We start from the raw sequence: 18,952 nt of genomic DNA on the forward strand, positions 1-18,952 counted from the left end.
GGCGAAGGCGTCAGCGAGCTGAACCAAAGCGCATTTGCGTCCTCAGCGCTCGTCCGCCACGCACAGCACAGTAGATTTACCATAAATCGCATTATGCGACCGACGCCGCACCGACGACGACCTCAGGGGGTCGCTTCCGCGAAGAGCCGCTCGCGCAGACCGTCGAGCGTCAGCCGGTAGTGATCGCCCAGCAGACGGCAGGCGAGGTCCGCGTCGCGATCCAGACAGGCGGTCAGGATCTCCTCGTGCTCGACCAGCGCGTCGCCGCGCCGGGCGAGGCTGAACTTCACCGACAGGTTCCGGTAGCGGATCGCCCGCTCCATCAGTTGCTGGCAGAACTGCTCCATCAGGCCCGACCCGCAGGCCGACAGCAGTGCGCGGTGAAACTCGTGGTGGCGCACCTCCCAGTCGGGGTTGAGCGTAAAGCTGTCGGCGTCGTCGTCGGGATCGACAAAGCGGCTGGTGCGCGCCAGCCGGTGACAGGACAGGATCGCCGCGTCCTCCCACTCCTGACCGCCATGCGCGATGGATTCCCGCAAGGCCAGCGTTTCGAGCCAGACACGGGTTTTCACCAGTTCCTGCAATTCCGTGAAGGACAGGCCCGAGACAAAGAACCCGCGCTGGCTGCGCCGCTCGACCCAGCCCTCTGCCGAAAGCCGGTTGAGCGCCTCGCGCATTGGCGCGGTACCGATGCCGTAGCGGTCGGATATGGCCTCGAGCTGCAGTTTCTCGCCGGGCTCCAGCAGGCCGGCGAGAATATCCGCCTTGATCGCGTCATGTGCCCGGTCCGAAAGGATCGGCTCCGCTGCCGTGACGGATTTCTGTCGTACCATCTATGCCGCGCCCCCGGGTTTGTCCGACTTGTTCCAGAAAACGAATGTCTTCTGCACCCAGACAACCGCGAGGAACAGGGCCAAACCCAGGAAACTGAGGTAGATGATGAGCGAAAACACCCGTGGCGTGTCCAGTTGCGAGGCCGACACCCGGATCAGGGCGCCCACGCCCTGCCCGCCCCCGAGGAATTCGCCGGTGATCGCGCCAGCCATGACCCCCACCGCGGCGATCTTCAACCCGGTAAAGAAGTAGGGCAACCCGGTGGGCAGCTTCAGCCGGACCAGCGTCTGCATCCGGCTGGCGCCGATGGACTTGAACAGCATCCGCTCGTTCTCCGATGCGGCGTATAGCCCGGCGGCGGTGGAGACCACGATGGGAAAAGTCGCGATGAAGGTCGCCAGCGCCACCTTCGAGGCGATGCCGAACCCCAGCCACGCGATGAACAACGGCGCAAAGGCCACCTTGGGCATGGTATCGATGGCGACGAGATAGGGCATCACCGCCCGTTCGCCGAATTTCGTCTCTCCGACCAGCACGCCCAGCGAAAAGCCGATCGCCATGGCCAGCCCGAAGGCCAGCAGGACCGTCTTGGTCGTAGTGACCAGCGCTTCAAGCATGTAACCACCCGACACCATGTTGCCGCCGACAAAGACGATGTCGCTCCATGTCTCCATCGGGGTCGGCAGGATGATGTTGGACACGATTTCCAGCGCGGTGACGGCGTACCAGATGCCCACGATGGCGATAAAAAGCCCGGTCATCGCCACCCAGCGCGGAATCCGGTCGATCAGCGGTTCGTGCTCGGACCAGACCGTGTCGCCCTCGTACTCCGGCATCTGCGCCCGCGCCGCGGTCACACTCTGTTCGATCATGCGCCAAAGGCCTCCTTGCCCAGCTTTTCGCGGATGTGGTGGACGATCTCGCCGAATTTGGCGGTGTTGATCATGTCCAGATTGCGGGGGCGCGGCAGGTCGATCTCGATGATCTCGGCCACGCGGCCGGGGTTCGCCTCCATGATGAAGATCCGGTCCGCCAGGATCACGGCCTCCGGGATGGAGTGGGTCACGAGAAAGGACGTGGCCTCGCGTTCGAGGCAGATCCGCTGCAACTCCATGTTCATGAAATCGCGGGTCAACTCGTCGAGGGCAGAGAACGGCTCGTCCAGCAACAGCACAGCCGGATCGGAAATCAGCATCCGGCAGATCGCCGCCCGCTGCGCCATGCCGCCCGACAGTTCGCCGGGGAAAACGTGCTTTGCCCGGCCGATGCCGACGAGCTCCAGCAGTTCCTCCGCCCGGCCCTCGGCGGCCCGCGCCGCCGCCTTGCCGTCGCGCATCTCGATGGGCAGCAGAACGTTGCCCAGCGTCGTCTTCCACGGCAGCAGCGTCGCCTGCTGGAACATCATGCCGATGTCCCGGCGCGGCCCCAGCACCGGCTTGTCCTCCAGCACCACGCGGCCCGAACTGGGCGGCAGCAGCCCGGCCATGATCTTCAGCAGCGTGGATTTCCCGCAGCCCGAAGACCCGATGACCGCCCCGAACTCGCCCTTCCTCAGGGTCAGGTTCACTTTGTGCAAGGCGGTGAACCCGCCGTAGGTCTTCGTCAGCCGCTCGATGCGGTAAACCGGCCGAGCTTCGGCCGGTTCACGCGTTCTGGCGGTCATCTGCGCCACCTGTGTCACTCGGCGTTCCAACCTTCGATCATGTCGTTGGAATAGCCGGCGGTCAGGTCGTCGAACGGCTTTTCAAGATCGCCCGAGCTGATCAGGCTGTCCTGCCAGGTCTGCCAGTGCTCCGGCGGCTGGTAGCCGAAACCGTGCTCGATATAGGCGTCCGTGGGGGTCATCCGCTCCGTCGCGGCAGCCAGAAGCGAGGCGGCAAAGCCACGGTCCTCACCTTCCGACGGGTTGCCCGCGGCCATGTGATCGAGCGCCGCATCCTCGTTGGCGGGATCGGAGATAAAGCGCATCCCCTTCACCAGCGCGCGCCCGAAGCCTTCGACCACCTCAGGGTTCTCCGCCATGTAATCGGCAAGCACGGCGTAGCCATTGCCGAAATAGGCGAGGTATTCGTCTGGCGTGATCTCCGTCAGTTCCAGCCCGCGATTGGCGAGGATCGCCGCGTCGCTGACCGCTCCGGCATAAGCGTCGACATCGCCGCGCAGGAACGCCACCGCCGCGGTTCCGCCATCCCCCACCGGCAGAAAGGTAAAGTCCTCACCCTCCTGCATCCCGGCGTCATTCAGGATCGCGCGGGCAAAGGAGACCTCCGCCCCGTCAGCCGTGCCCACCCCGATCACCTTGCCCTTGAGGTCGGTGGGTGCCGCAAGACCGCTGTCGGCCTTTACCAGCAGACCAAAGACACTCTTGGGATAGAGGTTGTAGATGAACACCACGTCCAGCCCGCGCGCCCGCGCGCCCAGCACCGGACCTGGTCCGGGGGCGCCGATCTGCGCCTGCCCCGCGGACATCGCCTGCAGCACCTGCGACGACCCGTCGACCGCCTGCACGTCCACGTTCAGGCCCTCCGCTTCAAAATAGCCCTCCCCGACGGCGGCCCACATTGGCGCCCAGGTGATCGCCGATGGGTTCGGCACCGCTACGGTGATATCGGTCTGCGCGGCCACCGCTCCGGCAAACCCGAAGACCGAGACCGCCGCAACCGCGACCCCCTTCACCAACCCTTTGGTAAAATTCATTTTTTATCTCCTCCCTTGGTGGCTTGGCGCTGTCCCGCGCCGAACCAGTAAGAAAACCATATGCGATTCGGTGGAAATTTCGCAGGTTTATATATTTTCGCACCCGCAGAAACGAGGCATTTTTGCACTTAACAGCATGTTTTATATAGATATAATTCTCGATTAGCGATAAAATATAAAATATATTATTCTGCCCCGGCACGCTATCAGCAGGGGGAGAAACTGATGACCGACTACGCAATCCCGGCGCCCGAACGGCCCGGCGTCACGATCTACGGCTCCGACCAGGTGTTCCCGGTCCGCAGGATCTATTGCATCGGCAAGAACTACGTCGCCCACATCCACGAGATGAACGCCGACGAACGCGACCCGCCGGTGATCTTCATGAAGCCCGCCGATGCCGTGGTCGATGGCGGCGGAGAGATCCCCTACCCGGTCTTCACCGACAACTTCCACTACGAGGGAGAGCTGGTCGTCGCGCTGAAATCAGGCGGGTACAACATCCCCGAAGCGGAGGCCTGCGATCACATCTTCGGCTACTGCTGCGGACTCGACATGACGCGCCGCGACCATCAGGCGAACGCCCTCGAAAAGGGTTTGCCGTGGGAGGTGACAAAGTCCTTCGACCACTCCTGCCCGCTGGGGCCGATCAGCCGGGTGGAGGATGTGGGCCATATCGACGACCACGTCCTGCGGACCGCGATCAACGGCGAGACGAAGCAGGACGCCAATGTGGCGCTGATGATCTGGAACACGCGCGAGATAATCGCCAAGATTTCAGAACAGCACGCCCTGAAGGCGGGCGACCTGATCATGACCGGAACGCCTGCCGGGGTCGGCGCCGTCACCACCGGCGACCGGATCGAGGTCACTTGCGAGGGGCTCCAGCCGCTATCGGTCACCATCGGCGGCAAGCCAACCTGACACATCCACCCGCCGAACCTAACCCCCTTCCACCCGGCCCGGGGCGCAAACCCGGGCCAGGCCCTTTCGGGTCAGCGCCCCCGGTCACGCAAGCCCCAGTCACGCAAGCCCCTCACACCACACCACGTCATTTCAGAAAAAGGACGGCGCATGAGCACCGACACGATAGGCATCATAGGCACCGGCCGCATGGGTACCGCCATCGCGACACGGCTGCGCGCGCAGGGCTTCGCGGTCTCCGTCTGGAACCGCAGCTCTGAAGGCACCGCACGGGCGCAGGAGGCCGGCGCCACCTTGGCCGGGACTCCCGCCGCGCTGGTGGCAGGTGCGGATATCATCCTCTCCTCTCTGACCGATCACGCCGCGCTGGCCGCGGTGCTCGACGCTGGGGCCCTGTCCGACACGCCAAAGGACAAGCTGTGGATCGAGATGAGCACGCTCCTGCCCGACCAGCAGCGCGACATCGCCATGCGGGTGGAGGCGGCGGGCGCCCTTTACCTTGAATGTCCGGTGGGCGGCACCGTCGGCCCGGCGCTGAAGGGCGCGCTGGTCGGCATGGCGGGCGGATCGGAGGCGGCATGGCAGCGGGGCAAGCCCGTGCTTGAGGCGCTGTGCAAGCGGTTGGATCATCTTGGCCCGGTGGGGGCCGGTTCCGCGATGAAGCTGGCCGTGAACCTGCCGCTGGCGCTGTATTGGGCCGCCATGGGCGAGGCCCTGACCCTGCTCGCGGACAGCGGCGTGGACCCCGGCGTTGCGGCCGACGTGATGTCCGACAGTTCCGCCGGCCCCGCCGTGCTGAAGAACCGTCTGCAGGTGGTGAAGGACACGCTCGCGGGCGCCGATCAGCCCGGCACCTTCGACCTGAACGGGCTGCGCAAGGATCTGGGCCTGGCGCTGGAATGGGCGGGTCGGGACGGCACCGCCCTGCCCCTGTCAGAGGCCGCCCGCGCCCGCTACGACGCGGCGATCAGGTCCGGCCTCGGCGGCATGGACGGCGCCAGCCTGACCCGCTTCATCCTGTCCGGGGCGGCATCCTGACGCGCCCCGAAACGCCGCCGCGCAGGCAGGCCGGGGGCGACCCCGCCCGAGCGGCCCTCATGCGACCGCCAGCGCGTAGATGAACCGGAGGCAGACGACCGCGAGGAAGGACCCGAACGCGAGTTCAAGCCTGCGCGCCGAAAGCCCGTGCGCGATCCGGACACCGAGACTGGCGGTCAGGATCGTCGTCGGCACGAACAGGACGAAGCCCGACAGCGACACGAACCCGACGGCGTCGGCGGGCAGGCCGGGCATTCCCCAACCCGCAAGGATGTAGCCAATCGCGCCGGGCACCGAGATCAGCAGCCCGATCCCCGCCGAAGTCGCCACGGCCTGATGGATCGGCCGGCCATGCAGGGTCATGATGATGTTGGCAATCTGGCCGCCTCCGATCCCCATGAGGGATGACAGGAAGCCGATCAGGCCGCCATAGGCCCGCAGGCCCGCCCCTTGCGGCAGTCCCTCGGCGATGTCCCACTTCTTTACGCCCGAAATCAGCTTTATCGCGTTCACACCCGCCACGAGCACGAACACGATCTGGAAGACCTCCGACGGGGCGAAACGCGCGATCACGGCGCCGATGGCGACTCCCGCCACGATGGGAATGGCCCAGGCCCTTAGCAGCGCGGTGTCGACGGCGCCCCGCGCCCGGTGCCCGAACCATGACCGGATCGACGTCGGAATTATGATGGCCAGGGAGGTCCCGACGGCCAGCGGCATTCGCGTGTCGTCCGCGACATCGAGCACGCCGAAGACTTCGAAGAGCACCGGCACGATGAGCGCACCGCCGCCCACGCCGAACATGCCCGCGAGCATCCCGGTCAGAGCGCCGGCGCCCAGAAGCGTCACGGCGATCACGAGGAATTCGGCGGAAAGGAAATCCATTCTGGTCTGCCTTCTTGTTTTTCGGGCCCGCTGCCGGCCCAGTCTGTCAGCCCAGTCTGCCGGCCCAGTCTGCCAGCCCAGTCTGACAGGCTCGCCTGCAAGCCTGTCAGGGGCGCGCGTCATGCGTGGCCTGGGCGGAAAAGTGGCCCCGAAGGGCCACTGTCAGACGATGCGATTTCGCAGGACGCCGATGCCGGAAATCTCTACCTCCACCTCGTCGCCCGCCCTGAGGTATTTCGGCGGCGTGAAGCCGAGCGCGACCCCCACCGGCGTGCCGGTGGCGATGATGTCGCCCGGCTCCAGCGTGATCGCCCGCGAGATCGTCTCGATGATGGTGGGAATGTCGAAGATCAGATCGCGCACCACCGCATCCTGCCGCAATTCCCCGTTCACCTTCGTCGTCAGGTGCAGATCCGTCACCGCACCTGCCTCGTCGGCAGTGACGATGGCGGGACCCATCGGGCAGAAGGTGTCGCAGGACTTGCCCAGAAACCACTGCTTGTGGGCACTCTGGGCCTGCCGCGCCGTGACATCGTTGATGACCGTGTAGCCGAACACATGGTCATAGGCCCGATCCTTTGTGATGCCGCGCCCGCCGGTGCCGATCACCACACCCAGCTCGCCCTCGTAATCCAGCGTGCCATCGGCATCGTGGCTCGCGATCACATCCGCGCCGGGGCCTACCACGGAGGTCGGCGCCTTGGTGAAGATGATCGGCAGATCGGGCACCTCCTGTCCGCCGGAGCTGGAATCGAACCCCGACCCCTGGAACTCCCTGGCGTGCTCCACGTAGTTCTTTCCGACACAGACGATATTCTTCGCGGGTCGCGGGATCGGCGCCAGCAGCCGAAAGCTCCCCGGTGCCAGCGGCGCGGTATCGGTGGCATCCAGCGCATCGCGGATACGCTGGAGTGCGTCCGGTCCGCCTCTCACCACGTCCAGGGCGGTTGCGGGCAGGTCGCCGGGCAGATCGGCCAGGGGGATCACCCCCTGCGGTGCCTCGATCGCAACAAGCTGATCCTCGCCACGCTGAACGGTTACAATGCGCATCTTCAGTGCTCCATCTTGCTTTGGGTATTGCGGGCGCTGCGCAAATTGCGCAGCAGGTTCATTGTCGGCGAGGCCAGAAGCGTCACTGCGAGAAGCCCCCACAGCACGTTGCCGATGACCGACGAGAAGAAGACCGTCCAGTCGCCGCCGGAAATCCGCATCGACAGCAGGAACGACCGTTCCAGCAGCGGGCCGAGGATCACGCCGATCAGGATCGCGGCGACATTGTAGCCGGTCTTGCGGGCGACATATCCCAGCAGCCCGAAGGCGACGGCGATCGTGAGATCCGCCATGAAGTTCCGCGGCACGAAGGCACCCACCAGCGTGAAGGCGACGATCATCGGCGCCATGTAGTAATTCGCCACGACCGTGATCCGCGACAGGTAACGCGTCAGCGGGAACAGAGTGAACAGCATGAACACGTAGGCCACGAACATCGACATGATGACGCCATAGGCCAGCACCGGGTCCTGCACGAACAGGCGCGGGCCGAACGGCACCCCGTGGAACTGCAGCACGACCATCATCACCGCTGCGGTGCTCCCGCCCGGCACGCCAATGGCGAGCAGCGGCACCAGCGTGCCCGTCGTCACCCCGTTGTTCGCGGCCTCCGGCGCGACGACCCCCTGCTCGTGCCCGGTTCCGAACGCCTCCGGCGTCCTGGAGAAGACCCGCGCCTGCTGGTAGGCGACAAAGGAGGCGATCGAGGCCCCGGCGCCCGGCAGCACGCCGATCACCAGCCCCAGCAACGACGTCCAGAGCATCAGCCACCAGTGGCGGAACGCCCCGAGGATTTCGCGGAAGGTCTGCGACCAGCTGGGCATCGCTCGCGCGCTGGCCGCAGGCGCGATGGTGCGCGATTCCAGCATGATCAGCGCCTCGGAGATCGCAAAGAGACCGATCAGCGCCGGCACCAGCGGCACCCCGTCGAACAGTTCCAGGATACCGAAGGTCCCGCGCGGCGTCGCATAGATGTGGTCGGCGCCCATCGCACCCAGCATCAGGCCAAGCGCGCCCGCGATCAGGCCCTTGATCATGTCCCGCGCGGCGATGGCGGCGATCAGCGCCAGGCCGAACAGCATCACCACGACCATCTCGACGGACCGGACGTAGAAACCGACCTGCGACAGGTATTGCAGCATGAACAGCGTCACGGCCGAGGTGATCAGCCCGCCGCTGATCGAGGCCACGAAGCTGAGCGCCAAAGCCCGCGATGCATTGCCCTGCTGCGACATCGGATACCCATCCAGCGTTGTCGCGGCGGCGCCCCCGGTTCCGGGAATATTCAGCAGGATCGCCGGAATCCCCCCGCCGAGGTGGCTGGCGCAATACAGCGCCACCATGAAGGTCAGCGCCAGATCAACATCCACCGCAAGCGTCAGCGGCAGCAGCATGATGATCGTGTTATGCGCTGCGAACCCCGGAATCGCCCCCATGAGAATGCCGATGAACACGGCGGGGATGATCAGCCACCACATCGAGACCGAATAGAGAAAGAGCTCGGCCAGACCCGCTGCGTTCATCTCCATGGCATCACCTGATTCATGAGGGTTTCGAACGGCCCGATCGGAAAACGTGTGCCAAGAAGAACGATGAAGAACAGCCAGCCGGACAGCGCCGCCACGGCGGCGAACGTCGCCGCCCGGCGGATCGACTCAAGCCCCGCGACCAGCGACCCGAGGAACAGGAAGGCGAAGGTGGTCAGCGTGAAGCCGAGCGTCTGCACCGTCAGCAGGTAGGCGCCGATCAGCCCAACGAAGCCAAGCCGCCTCAGCCGGCCCTCTGGCGGCCCGAGAAGGGCGTGGAACTCCAGCTCGACCTGCCCCCGGAGGGCCAGCACGGCGATCCGTGCAAAGAAGATCAGGCCGAGGACAACCAGCATTCCCGCAAGGAAAAAGCCACTGCGCTGCGCCTCGGGCGGAAATTCCCAGACCGAGTAGACATAGTAGACGGCATAGGCCATGCCGACGACAGGAATGACCAGATCGGATCCGACCTGCTTCCTGCCTGATGGATTGTCATCAGACATTACGTTGCTCGCTTGATTTCGTGCGCCATGGGACGGCGGCAGCCGTGCCGCCGTCCGGTTCAGGTTGCGCGGGTCAGGATCCCGTCAGCAGGTCCCGGTAGCGGCGCGCGAGTTCGATCGTGGCCTGCGCCGAGGCCATGGCCTCCGCCTCGTTGCCCGGGTCGATGAAGACGGGCGGAACGCCGGTGCCCTCCACGGCGGCGACGTAAGCCGGGTCGGCAAGCGTCGCGGACATGCTCTGAACCAGGGCGGCCACGCGCTCGGGGTAGGCGTCATAGGCGGCGCGGTGCACACCCCAGGCGCGCGACGACGTCAGGGCGGGAAGCGAGGTGCCGAGCGCGGCGTTCACGGTCGGCGCATTGTCGGTGCCCTCCGGCGCCACGTTCTCCTTGGCAAAGACGCCCAGGACCAGCGACTGATCCGCCAGAACGATCGAATTGGTCACCGGCAGGGCGGCGCAGTCGACCTCCATCGTGATGGCGGCCATGGCCGTCGCGTTGCCGCCGCCGTAGGGCACCAGAATGATCTCGATCCCCAGTTCCTCGCCAAGCGCAAGCATCCCGATGGACGCAGGATGCGGCAGGCGGCTGACCGCCACGGTCAGCGGACGGCGGCGCCCTTCCTCGACCAGTTCCTCCAGCGTGCGGAACGGGCTGTGCGGGCCGACCCAGACAGCCATCGGCTCGGACAGGGTCTGCTGGACATAGACGATGTCCTTGCCGACGGTGATGCCCGTGCCCTGCAGTTCCAGCATGATGACTTCGGGGCCGAGGTTGGCGAAGATCAGAGAGTAGGCGTCCGGCTCGCGGCTCATGTAGAATTCGTAGCCCACCTGACCGGCGGCGCCGGGGTAATAGCCGAACTGGAAATTGGTTGGCAGGTGGTTGCCCCAGATCGATGCGAAGGCGCGCGCGTCGCGGTCAGCGCCGCCGCCTTCGCCGGTCGGGATGATGATGTCGATGTTGCGGTCCGGGAAGCCCTGCGCCAGCGCCATGCCCGGCGCCAGAAGGCCGCCGGAGGCCGCGGCGGCCACCCCTGCACCCGCACCGGCAAGAAAGCGGCGGCGTCCGATTCGCCCAGCGGCGTTCAGTTTCGTCTGTTTCATGTGTTTTCCTCCCTTTTCGTTGAAAGGCGAAAACGAGTCGTTTCGCCTTCACGCTCAGTAATGGGCAGGCTGACCAATATGTAAACCATTATTTGTTTGGTTCGCTTTTGGGCAGCCAATTTTCCAGGCGCGCCCCCGGCTCCTCCAACCCGGGGACACGCCGTGCCGGATCAGTCGCCGGTGTAAACCGGCACCGGCTGCTCGAAGAAGCTCTGAAGGATCTGGTAGACCATCATGTAGTTCTTCTGCTGGAACGACGCATGAGAGATGCCCTGCATAACCGTGAACTGCTTGTTCGGGTGCGGCAGCAACGCAAAGAACTTCAGCAGGTCGTCCATGGCCGCGATGCCGTCATATTCGCCGCGCATGACGATTGTCGGCATCGTCAGCTTTGCCGGATCGTTGATGGGCAGGCGCGAACACATGTCGACGTAGGTGCCGGTCGGCATCGAATCGTCGAGCGCCAGAATAGCATCGGCGAACGCGTCCACGACCTTGTCTTCGGCTGTGCCCGGGTGATCGCGGTTGAAGATCGAAAAGACGAAATCGCGGTCGATCGGGCGACGCTTCATCGCTTTGAACTGGTCGAGTTTCTTGCGCCTTTCCATAAGGGTAGGGGCACCCTCCCCGGTCCAGACATAGGCGTCCAGTGCCAGCTTTGCGACCCGCTCCGGGTGCCGTTCGGCAAAGGCCGCAGCCCGCAGGGCGCCCGAAGAAATCCCGTAGATGTAGAACTGCTCCGCGCCGGTCGTTTCCATGATGTACTGCGATGCGGCCGTCAGATCGTCGGCCCCGTCCGCGATGTTGGACGTGATGTCGCGCGTCTTGTCGGAGCGGCCATAGCCCTCCATATCCACGCACCAGGTGTCATAGCCCTGGTCCACGAACCAATCCATCACGGAAGAATACGGCCGCCCCGGCACCTGCAGGTCGAAGGTGGGCTGCGACGCCATGGAAGAACCGTGGACGAAAAGAACCGTGCCCCTGGGCTTTGCAGCCGGCGCCTTGTTCCAGAGAAACAGGTTCACATCTCCTTTCTTCGTCCAGTGCTCCGTGCCTGTGGCCGTTGCTTGCGCCTCGAGTTGGGCCATGATCGTTTCCTTTCCCTATCGGTGATACTGCTGTTTTTGTGTTCAACCAATTGTCGAATCCTGCCGCAAAATGGTTGCCCAATGATCGCGTTATAGGGTATTGGTTGACCTTGGCGCAACACTTTATCTATCTGTCATAAAGGGAACCGGGCGATGCGCCCCAGACCCCCATGCGATTGCGAAGGAACCGCGGGACATGATCACCAACAACGCTCCCGAAGAGACGGGACAGGGCGTCAGGATTGACCCGGTCGAAGATCGGCTGGAGGATCTCCTGTCGAAGCCCGAGGTACTGCCCGGCACGCGCCTGCCGACGGAACGCGCGCTGGCCGAGGACCTGAAGGTGTCCCGCAGCGCGGTGCGCCGGGCGATGGCGCGACTCGAGGCGCAGGGCAAGGTCGTCCGGGTCATCGGCAGCGGCACCTACGTCGCCGACGCGGCCCCCAGGGAAACCCGCAGCGCCGGTCCCGTCGAGATCGAGGACTACAGCCCGCGCGAAATCATGGAAGCCCGGATGCTGCTGGAACCGCGCTTTGCCTCGCTGATCGTGATGCATGCCAACAAGGCCGACATCGAAGCCGTCCGCCGGGCGTTCACGGAATCCGAAAGGGCCGCCGACTTCGTGACCTTCGAGTACTGGGACGGCCAGTTTCACCAGATGCTGGCCGACGCGACGCACAACCGGCTGATCATCGACCTGTTCCGGATCATCACCCAGTCCCGCGACAGCGCGGAATGGGGCGAGTTGAAGAAAGGCAGCATCACGGCGGAGCGGCGCGAGCTGTACAGTCAGGAACACGGCCGGATTCTCGACGCGCTCCAGTCGCGGAACGCCCGCCTTGCCGAAAAGGCGATCGAAACGCACCTCGTGACTGTCCGCCAGAACCTCTTCGGGGCCTGACACCGAATGGCCGTGACGGTCCTGTCCTTCTTTGCCCTGCTGGTTGTTTCCACCTCCTTCATTGCCGGGGTATTCGGCATGGCGGGCGGAATGATCCTGATGGGCGGCCTGCTGATGCTTCTTCCGGTGGCCGGGGCGATGATGCTGCACGGCATCACGCAGCTTGCCTCCAACGGATGGCGCGCGGTTCTGTGGCGGGAGCACGCGGAGCGCCGGATCGTCCTGCGGTATTCGCTGGGCCTGCTCGCCGCGGCGGGGTTGTTTTCGCTGATCAGCTTCGTACCGGATCAGCGATTGGTCTACATCCTGCTGGGGCTGGCGCCGGTCGTTCCGCTACTCATGCCCGACCGGTTCGTTCCGCGCGCAACGGCGCGCGGCGGGGCCGAATGCTGCGGCTTCATCTGCACGGCCATGCAGCTGGTTTCCGGCGTGTCCGGGCCGATGCTGGATGTCTACTTTGTCCACACGGACATCGGCCGGAGGGCCATCGTTGCCACCAAGGCGTGCTGCCAGGTCCTGACCCACACCACAAAGATCGTCTATTTCGGCATGCTCGCGTCCGTGTCGGCGCATGAAACCGATGGGCTGACGATCCCTGTCGTGGCTATCGCGCTGGCGGCGGCGGTGTTGGGGACCACCCTTGCCAGGCCCGTTCTCGACCGCCTCAGCGACAAGCGGTTCCGCGATTACACGCGCTACATCCTCCTGTCCATCGGACTGATCTACCTGGCACGGGGCATCTCCGGCTACCTCTGAGCCTGCAAGACCCCATGCCCCGCGCGCCGAGGCCCGGTCCGCCGCCGCGACAGGATCAGGCACCGGCCCTACCAATGGCCCAAGCAGTGAAACTGGGACTGGCACTGGCGGACCGGGCCTTGGCGCGCCACATCAGCCGCGCGCGGCGACCGTCGACTGGTAGCCCGACAGGCTCTGAACCAGTTCCGCCCCGACGGGGCGCTCTTCGCGGGCGCAGAACTCGGCCCAGACGGCGGCGGCCGGCAGGCTCTTCAACTCTTCGGTCAGCATCAGCCGCGTGGTGAAGTCCAGCGCCTCCTCCGCCGCCACCAGCCGGTCGCGCGGCATCAACAGCGCCTCCAGCAGCGCCTTTTGCATGTTGCGCGTGCCGATGACCCAGGCCGCCGTGCGGCTGATCGTGGCGTCGAAGAAATCGAGCCCGATCCGAACCCGCCCCAGCAGATCGCCGAACACCAGTTCCTGCGCCATGGCGCGGATCGAGTCATCCAGCAGGATCACGTGGTCACTGTCCCAGCGCATTGGCCGTGAGACGTGCAGCAGGATGTCCTGCACCGACAGCGCCACGGCGCTCACCTTGTCTGCGACGTTCTCGGTCGGGTGGAAATGCCCCATATCGAGGCAAAGCGCCGTGCCCTTGCGGATCGCGTACCCCATGTAGAATTCGTGGCTGCCGACGGTCATCGCCTCCACCCCGATACCGAAGAGCTTGCATTCCACCGCGTCCAGCACGTTGTCGCGCGGGCCATCCAGCATGGCATCCAGCGAGGCCTCCAGCCGCCGCCGCGCGCCGATGCGGTCCACCGGATTGTCCTTCGACCCGTCCGGCACCCAGATGTTGTTGACGCATTCGCCGCTCTGCGCCGCGCCCATGGCATCCGCGATCTCGCGGCAGCGGCGCCCGTGCTCGATCCAGAAATCGCGGATGCCCTTGTCGGGATGCGCCAGCGTCAGGTTGTCGTCGGCCTTCTCGTGGGCAAAGAAGGTGGGGTTGAAGTCCAGCTTCACCCCCTGCCCCTGCGCCCACTCCACCCACGGCGCGAAATGGCGGAACTCGATCGCGTCGCGGTCGGGGCGCTCGTCACTGTCGAGGTAACAGGCGTGCAGGTTCAGCCGGTGCCGCCCCGGGATCATCGCGTAGGCGAATTCCAGATCGGCGCGCAATTCGTCGGGCGTGCGGGCGCGGCCGGGGTGGTTGCCCGTTGCCTGAATGCCCCCGCCCGAGGTGCCCGTGGCCGCCTCGAAGCCCTTCACGTCGTCGCCCTGCCAGCAGTGCATGGAAATCGGAATCGTGGCGAGTGTCCGCAGCGCGGCCTCCGTGTCCACGCCCCAGTCCGCATAGGCCGCGCGGGCCTGTTCGTAAGTCATGTAAATCCTCCCCGGACGGCGGCGGGGCCTCCCCGGCCCCGCGCGCGCCCTCGTCTCCTTCAGGATGGGTCTGGCCCCACACCCGCCTTATCGCGTGAACGCTTCCTTGTTGCCCGCGTCCACGTTGATGATGTTGCCCGTGGACTTGGCCGACCGGTCCGAGGCCAGGAAATAGGCCGCCTCCGCGATGTCCTCCGGCAGCACCGACCGTTTCAGCAGCGACCGCTGGCGGTACATCTCCTCCAGCCCGTCCTTGTCGGTGCCGTAGGTCGAGGCGCGCTGTTCCAGCCACTCGCCCTCCCAGATCTTCGAGCCGCGCAGCACCGCGTCGGGGTTCACCACGTTGACCCGGATGCCCGCCCCCGCCCCTTCGAGCGCGAGACAGCGCGCGAGGTGGATTTCCGACGCCTTCGCCGTGCAGTAGGCCGAGGCATTGGGCGAGGCCGCCAGCCCATTCTTCGACGCGACAAAAACGACCGAGCCGCCCATGCCTTGCGCGCGCATCACCTTGAACGCCTCGCGCGAGACGAGGAAGTAGCCGGTTGACAGGATGTCCATGTTCTTCTGCCAGAGCGCGAGCGTGGTTTCCTCCACCGGCGCCGACGACGCGATGCCCGCGTTCGACACGAGGATGTCAATCCCGCCGTATTCCACCGCGAGCTCCGCATAGGCGCGTTCCACCGCTGCCTCGTCGGTCACGTTCATCTCGACTGATCGTACCACGTCGCGGCCATGGCGCCCGGTCAGCGCGTCCTGCGCGGTCTCCAGTGCCTCCGCGTTGATGTCGGCCAGCATGACGCAGGCGCCTTCGGCCAGATACCGCTCTGCCGTGGCCATGCCAATGCCGCCCGCCCCGCCGGTGACCAGCGCCACGCGGCCCGCCATCGACTTGGGCCTGGGCATCCGCTGCAGCTTTGCCTCTTCCAGCAGCCAGTATTCGATATCGAACGCCTCCTGCTCCGGCAGGCCGACGTATTCGCTGACAGCCGAGGCGCCGCGCATCACGTTGATCGCGTTGACATAGAACTCACCCGAGATCCGCGCCGTCGCCTTGTCCTTGGCAAAGGTGATCATGCCGACGCCCGGCACCAGGTAGACCACGGCGTTCGGGTCGCGCATCGCGGGGCTGTCGGCGTGCTTGCAACGCGCGTAATAGGCGGCGTAGTCCTCGCGGTAGGCGGCGATCTGGTCGGCCAGCCCCTCAAGCACCGCGTCGACATTGCCCTGCGCGGGGTCGAAATCGATCACCAGCGGCCGGATCTTTGTCCGCAGGAAGTGGTCGGGGCAGGAGGTCCCCAGCGCCGCGAGGGCGCGCATGTCCTTCGCGTTCACGAATTCCAGCACCGCCTCGGAGTCCTCGAAATGGCCGACCATGTGCTGGTTGCCCGATACAAAGCCCCGGATTGCGGGCATCAGCCGCGCCGCCACCGCGCGCCGCTCCGCCGCAGGCAGGCTCTCGTGCACCGCACCGCCAAATCCCGCCTGCCCGGCAGTCCGGTCCGCGAACCAGTCCATCGCCTTCTGGATGATTTCCAGCGTCAGTTCGTAGCAGGCCTTCGCGTCGTCGTCCCAGGTGAACAGCCCGTGGCTTTCCAGCACGACGCCCTTCGCCTCCGGGTTCTCCTTGCAGAATTTCTCCAACCACAGGCCCAGCTCGTAACCCGGTTTCTTCCACGGCAGCCAGCCGATTTCATTGCCAAAGATCTCCTGCGTCAGCGCCTTCGAATTCTTTGACGCCGCGATGGCGATGATCGCGTCCGGGTGCATGTGGTCGACGTGCTTGCGGGGCACATAGGCGTGCAAGGGCGTGTCGATCGACGCCGCCCGCGCGTTCAGATTGAACGTGCAATGCGGCAGGTAGCCCACCATCTCGTCCTCGAAATCGACGCCGCGATACTTGCCCTTCAGCGCGTGGAGCTTCTCCATGTAAAGCGTGGCGAAACCGTCCATCTTGATCGAACCCACGTCGCCGCCAGATCCTTTCACCCAAAGGACCTCGACCTGCCCGCCGGTCAGGGGGTCGGTTTCCATCACCTTGGCCGAGGTATTGCCGCCGCCGTAGTTGGTGATTCGCTTGTCAGAGCCCAGAAGGTTGGATCGATAGAGCAGCTTCTCGGCCTCGCCCATCCCTGCGGCGCGGGCGTCATCCCACAGATTCTGAAGCCGGTTTTCGGCGCGGGTCAACATGATAATCCTCCCATGAACGCCGCGCGGTGCGGCCTTTCGCTGAGCGCGAGATTGCGCAGGATCGGACGGGAAGTCAACCAAAACCAATCAATATCGATCATGCTGCGCCGCAGTATGATCGAAACTGAAAGAAAATGATTGACCGATACGCTGAATCGGGCATTTTAGAGAAACGGGAGGACACGATGCACGAAACGGAACGCCACAGGATCATTCTGTCAGCAGTACAGGAACGCCCCATCGTCACGGTGGCGGAACTGGTCGCGCTGACGGAAACCTCGGAGGCGACGATCCGCCGCGACATCGCGACGCTTGACGCATCCAGACGCCTGCGCCGGGTGCGCGGCGGGGCGGAGGCGCTGACCCCCCCTGCCCTGCCCGGCCTTGCGGGCCGCCCCTTCAGCGTCAACCAGACGATCAATGCCGAGGCCAAGCAGGCCATAGCCAAGGAAGCCGTGGCGCTGTGTGAGGACGGCGAGCCGATCATCATCAACGGCGGCACGACGACCTTCCAGATGGTGCATCCGCTGGTGAACCGCCGCCTGCAGGTGCTGACCAACAGCTTTCCCATCGCGGAACACCTGCTGCGGCATTCGAAGAATACCGTGATGGTGCCCGGCGGCGCGATCTACCGCGAGCAGAACATCATCCTGTCGCCCTTCGGCAACGATATGACCCAGCATTTCTACGCCCGCCGCATGTTCATGGGCGCGCACGGGCTGGCCCCCATCGGCCTGATGGAAGGCGACCCCCTGCTGATCCAGGCCGAGGAAAAGCTGATCGGTCAGGCGGATGAGCTGGTGGTTCTGGTGGACAGTTCGAAATTCGACAACCGTTCCAGCCTCGTGCTGTGCCCGCTGGAGCGTATCGACATCGTCATCACGGACGAAGGCATCACCGACCGGCAGGCGGCAATGCTGGAGGCCGCTGAAATCCGGCTGATCGTGGCGCCCGGCGGCGCTGCGCAGAAATCGGACGCAGGCTAGCGTCCGCAACCCCTCGCGGCACAACCGCAGAGGATTTTTCGGGAGGAACTGACATGAAACTGACACGCAGACTCTTTGGCGGCGCGGCGATGGCCACGGCGCTCATGGCGGCGGGCGCGGCCCAGGCCGAGGACCCGATGCGCATCGCGCTGGTGGTAAAGGCGCTCGGCATCGGCTTTTTCGAGGCCGCCGCCAAGGGCGCGGAGGAAGCGGCGCAGGAACTCGGCAACGTGGAGGTGATCTACACCGGCCCGACCGACACCACCGCCGAAGGCCAGATCGAGGTCATCAACGCCCTGATCGCCCAGCAGGTCGACGCCATCGCCATTTCCGCCAATGACACCGACGCACTGGTGCCCGCCCTGAAAAAGGCGATGCAGCGCGGCATCACCGTGATTTCATGGGACAGCGGCGTGGCTCCGGAAGGCCGCGAGCTGCACCTGAACCCCTCGTCCAACCCGCTGATCGGCAACATGATCATCAAGCTCGCCGCCGACGAACTGCCCGAGGGCGGCAAGGTCGCGGTGCTTTCGGCCACCACCACCTCCACGAACCAGAACACCTGGATCGACGAGATGAACAAGGTGATGGACAACTACAAGGGAATCGAGGTCGTGGGCACCGTTTACGGCGACGACCTGGCCGACAAATCCTACCGCGAGGCCACCGGCCTGATGCAGACCTATCCTGATCTCGACGCGATCATCGCGCCGACCTCCGTGGGCATCGTCGCCGCCGCCCGCGCGGTGGAGGACGCCGGAAAGGTGGGTCAGGTCAATGTCACCGGCCTTGGCCTGCCCTCCGAAATGGCCGGCGCCATCGAAAGCGGCGCGTCGAAGTCCTTTGCCATCTGGAACCCGATCGACCTGGGCTATTCCGCAACCATGCTGGCCTACCAGCTGGCCACCGATCAGGCCGAGGCCGCGCCGGGCGCGGAGATACCCATGGGCCGCATGGGCACGCTGACGCTGGATGAGAACACCGAGGGCGCGATGGCCGATCCGTTCGTCTACGACGCCTCCAACATCGAGGATTTCAAGAGCATCTTCTGATCTCCCCGCTCTGATCTCCTCCGCCCCGGGCCGCCCAGACGCGGGCCCCGGG

18 protein-coding genes are annotated in these 18,952 nt (G+C 65.2%); 6 read left to right on the forward strand and 12 right to left on the reverse strand.

Going from position 1 to position 18,952, the window contains the following annotated elements; all coding sequences use genetic code 11:
- Positions 1-122: 122 nt before the first annotated feature.
- The 4 genes from J5474_RS20840 to J5474_RS20855 are packed head-to-tail and all read right to left on the reverse strand — an operon-like array spanning position 123 to position 3,531.
- Positions 123-833 carry a GntR family transcriptional regulator gene (locus J5474_RS20840; protein WP_209363723.1) on the reverse strand — a complete coding sequence of 237 codons (711 nt, stop codon included), beginning with the start codon at positions 831-833 and terminating at the stop codon, positions 123-125.
- Entirely contained in the window at positions 834-1,706 is an 873-nt protein-coding gene (locus J5474_RS20845) for an ABC transporter permease (protein WP_209363724.1), read from the reverse strand.
- On the reverse strand, positions 1,703-2,497 hold the full coding sequence (locus J5474_RS20850; RefSeq protein ID WP_209363725.1) for an ABC transporter ATP-binding protein: 795 nt from the start codon (positions 2,495-2,497) through the stop codon (positions 1,703-1,705). The genes J5474_RS20845 and J5474_RS20850 overlap by 4 nt, the downstream gene beginning before the upstream one ends.
- A 14-nt stretch (positions 2,498-2,511) precedes the next feature.
- Positions 2,512-3,531: an ABC transporter substrate-binding protein gene (locus J5474_RS20855; RefSeq protein WP_209363726.1), complete on the reverse strand. Its 1,020-nt coding sequence runs from the start codon at positions 3,529-3,531 to the stop codon at positions 2,512-2,514.
- Positions 3,532-3,756: 225 nt separating this feature from the next.
- Here J5474_RS20855 and J5474_RS20860 point away from each other — a divergent pair, with 225 nt between their 5' ends.
- Both J5474_RS20860 and J5474_RS23195 read left to right on the forward strand, forming a co-directional pair.
- Entirely contained in the window at positions 3,757-4,455 is a 699-nt protein-coding gene (locus J5474_RS20860) for a fumarylacetoacetate hydrolase family protein (RefSeq protein ID WP_209363727.1), read from the forward strand.
- 129 nt (positions 4,456-4,584) lie between these two features.
- Positions 4,585-5,493, forward strand: a complete 909-nt coding sequence (locus J5474_RS23195; protein ID WP_342454076.1) for an NAD(P)-dependent oxidoreductase — start codon at positions 4,585-4,587, stop codon at positions 5,491-5,493.
- A 57-nt stretch (positions 5,494-5,550) separates the two neighbouring features.
- On the opposite strand, the gene J5474_RS20870 is transcribed toward J5474_RS23195, so the two are convergent.
- The 6 genes from J5474_RS20870 to J5474_RS20895 form a co-directional block, all read right to left on the reverse strand.
- Entirely contained in the window at positions 5,551-6,378 is an 828-nt protein-coding gene (locus J5474_RS20870; RefSeq protein WP_209363729.1) for a sulfite exporter TauE/SafE family protein, read from the reverse strand.
- A 162-nt stretch (positions 6,379-6,540) separates the two neighbouring features.
- Entirely contained in the window at positions 6,541-7,428 is an 888-nt protein-coding gene (locus J5474_RS20875) for a fumarylacetoacetate hydrolase family protein (protein ID WP_209363730.1), read from the reverse strand.
- Between the two features lie 2 nt (positions 7,429-7,430).
- The gene (locus J5474_RS20880; RefSeq protein ID WP_209363732.1) at positions 7,431-8,957 is read right to left on the reverse strand and encodes a tripartite tricarboxylate transporter permease; all 1,527 of its coding nucleotides are present in this window, start codon (positions 8,955-8,957) and stop codon (positions 7,431-7,433) included.
- Positions 8,948-9,457: a tripartite tricarboxylate transporter TctB family protein gene (locus tag J5474_RS20885; RefSeq protein WP_209363734.1), complete on the reverse strand. Its 510-nt coding sequence runs from the start codon at positions 9,455-9,457 to the stop codon at positions 8,948-8,950. Before J5474_RS20885 ends, J5474_RS20880 begins: the two co-directional genes overlap by 10 nt.
- A gap of 73 nt (positions 9,458-9,530) precedes the next feature.
- A complete protein-coding gene (locus tag J5474_RS20890; RefSeq protein ID WP_209363735.1) occupies positions 9,531-10,562 on the reverse strand; it encodes a Bug family tripartite tricarboxylate transporter substrate binding protein in 1,032 nt (343 codons plus the stop codon).
- Between the two features lie 170 nt (positions 10,563-10,732).
- Positions 10,733-11,653 carry an alpha/beta hydrolase gene (locus J5474_RS20895; RefSeq protein WP_209363736.1) on the reverse strand — a complete coding sequence of 307 codons (921 nt, stop codon included), beginning with the start codon at positions 11,651-11,653 and terminating at the stop codon, positions 10,733-10,735.
- A gap of 196 nt (positions 11,654-11,849) precedes the next feature.
- Between J5474_RS20895 and J5474_RS20900 the strand changes: the two genes are divergently transcribed.
- Both J5474_RS20900 and J5474_RS20905 read left to right on the forward strand, forming a co-directional pair.
- On the forward strand, positions 11,850-12,554 hold the full coding sequence (locus J5474_RS20900; protein ID WP_209363737.1) for a FadR/GntR family transcriptional regulator: 705 nt from the start codon (positions 11,850-11,852) through the stop codon (positions 12,552-12,554).
- Positions 12,555-12,560: 6 nt separating this feature from the next.
- Positions 12,561-13,310, forward strand: coding sequence for a TSUP family transporter (locus J5474_RS20905; RefSeq protein ID WP_209363738.1), 750 nt, complete (start codon positions 12,561-12,563; stop codon positions 13,308-13,310).
- A 132-nt stretch (positions 13,311-13,442) separates the two neighbouring features.
- Here J5474_RS20905 and J5474_RS20910 read toward each other — a convergent pair whose 3' ends face one another.
- Both J5474_RS20910 and J5474_RS20915 read right to left on the reverse strand, forming a co-directional pair.
- Entirely contained in the window at positions 13,443-14,675 is a 1,233-nt protein-coding gene (locus J5474_RS20910) for an L-rhamnose isomerase (protein WP_209363739.1), read from the reverse strand.
- A gap of 87 nt (positions 14,676-14,762) precedes the next feature.
- Complete coding sequence (locus J5474_RS20915; RefSeq protein WP_209363740.1) at positions 14,763-16,862, reverse strand: bifunctional rhamnulose-1-phosphate aldolase/short-chain dehydrogenase; 2,100 nt, start codon at positions 16,860-16,862, stop codon at positions 14,763-14,765.
- Positions 16,863-17,047: 185 nt separating this feature from the next.
- Here J5474_RS20915 and J5474_RS20920 point away from each other — a divergent pair, with 185 nt between their 5' ends.
- Together J5474_RS20920 and rhaS are read left to right on the forward strand one after the other, a co-directional pair.
- Positions 17,048-17,848 carry a DeoR/GlpR family DNA-binding transcription regulator gene (locus J5474_RS20920; protein ID WP_209363742.1) on the forward strand — a complete coding sequence of 267 codons (801 nt, stop codon included), beginning with the start codon at positions 17,048-17,050 and terminating at the stop codon, positions 17,846-17,848.
- 53 nt (positions 17,849-17,901) lie between these two features.
- Positions 17,902-18,900, forward strand: coding sequence for a rhamnose ABC transporter substrate-binding protein (gene rhaS / locus J5474_RS20925; RefSeq protein WP_209363744.1), 999 nt, complete (start codon positions 17,902-17,904; stop codon positions 18,898-18,900).
- The last annotated feature ends 52 nt before the right edge of the window (positions 18,901-18,952 follow it).

Source organism: Sagittula salina, from assembly GCF_017813235.1.
Classification (GTDB): domain Bacteria; phylum Pseudomonadota; class Alphaproteobacteria; order Rhodobacterales; family Rhodobacteraceae; genus Sagittula; species Sagittula salina.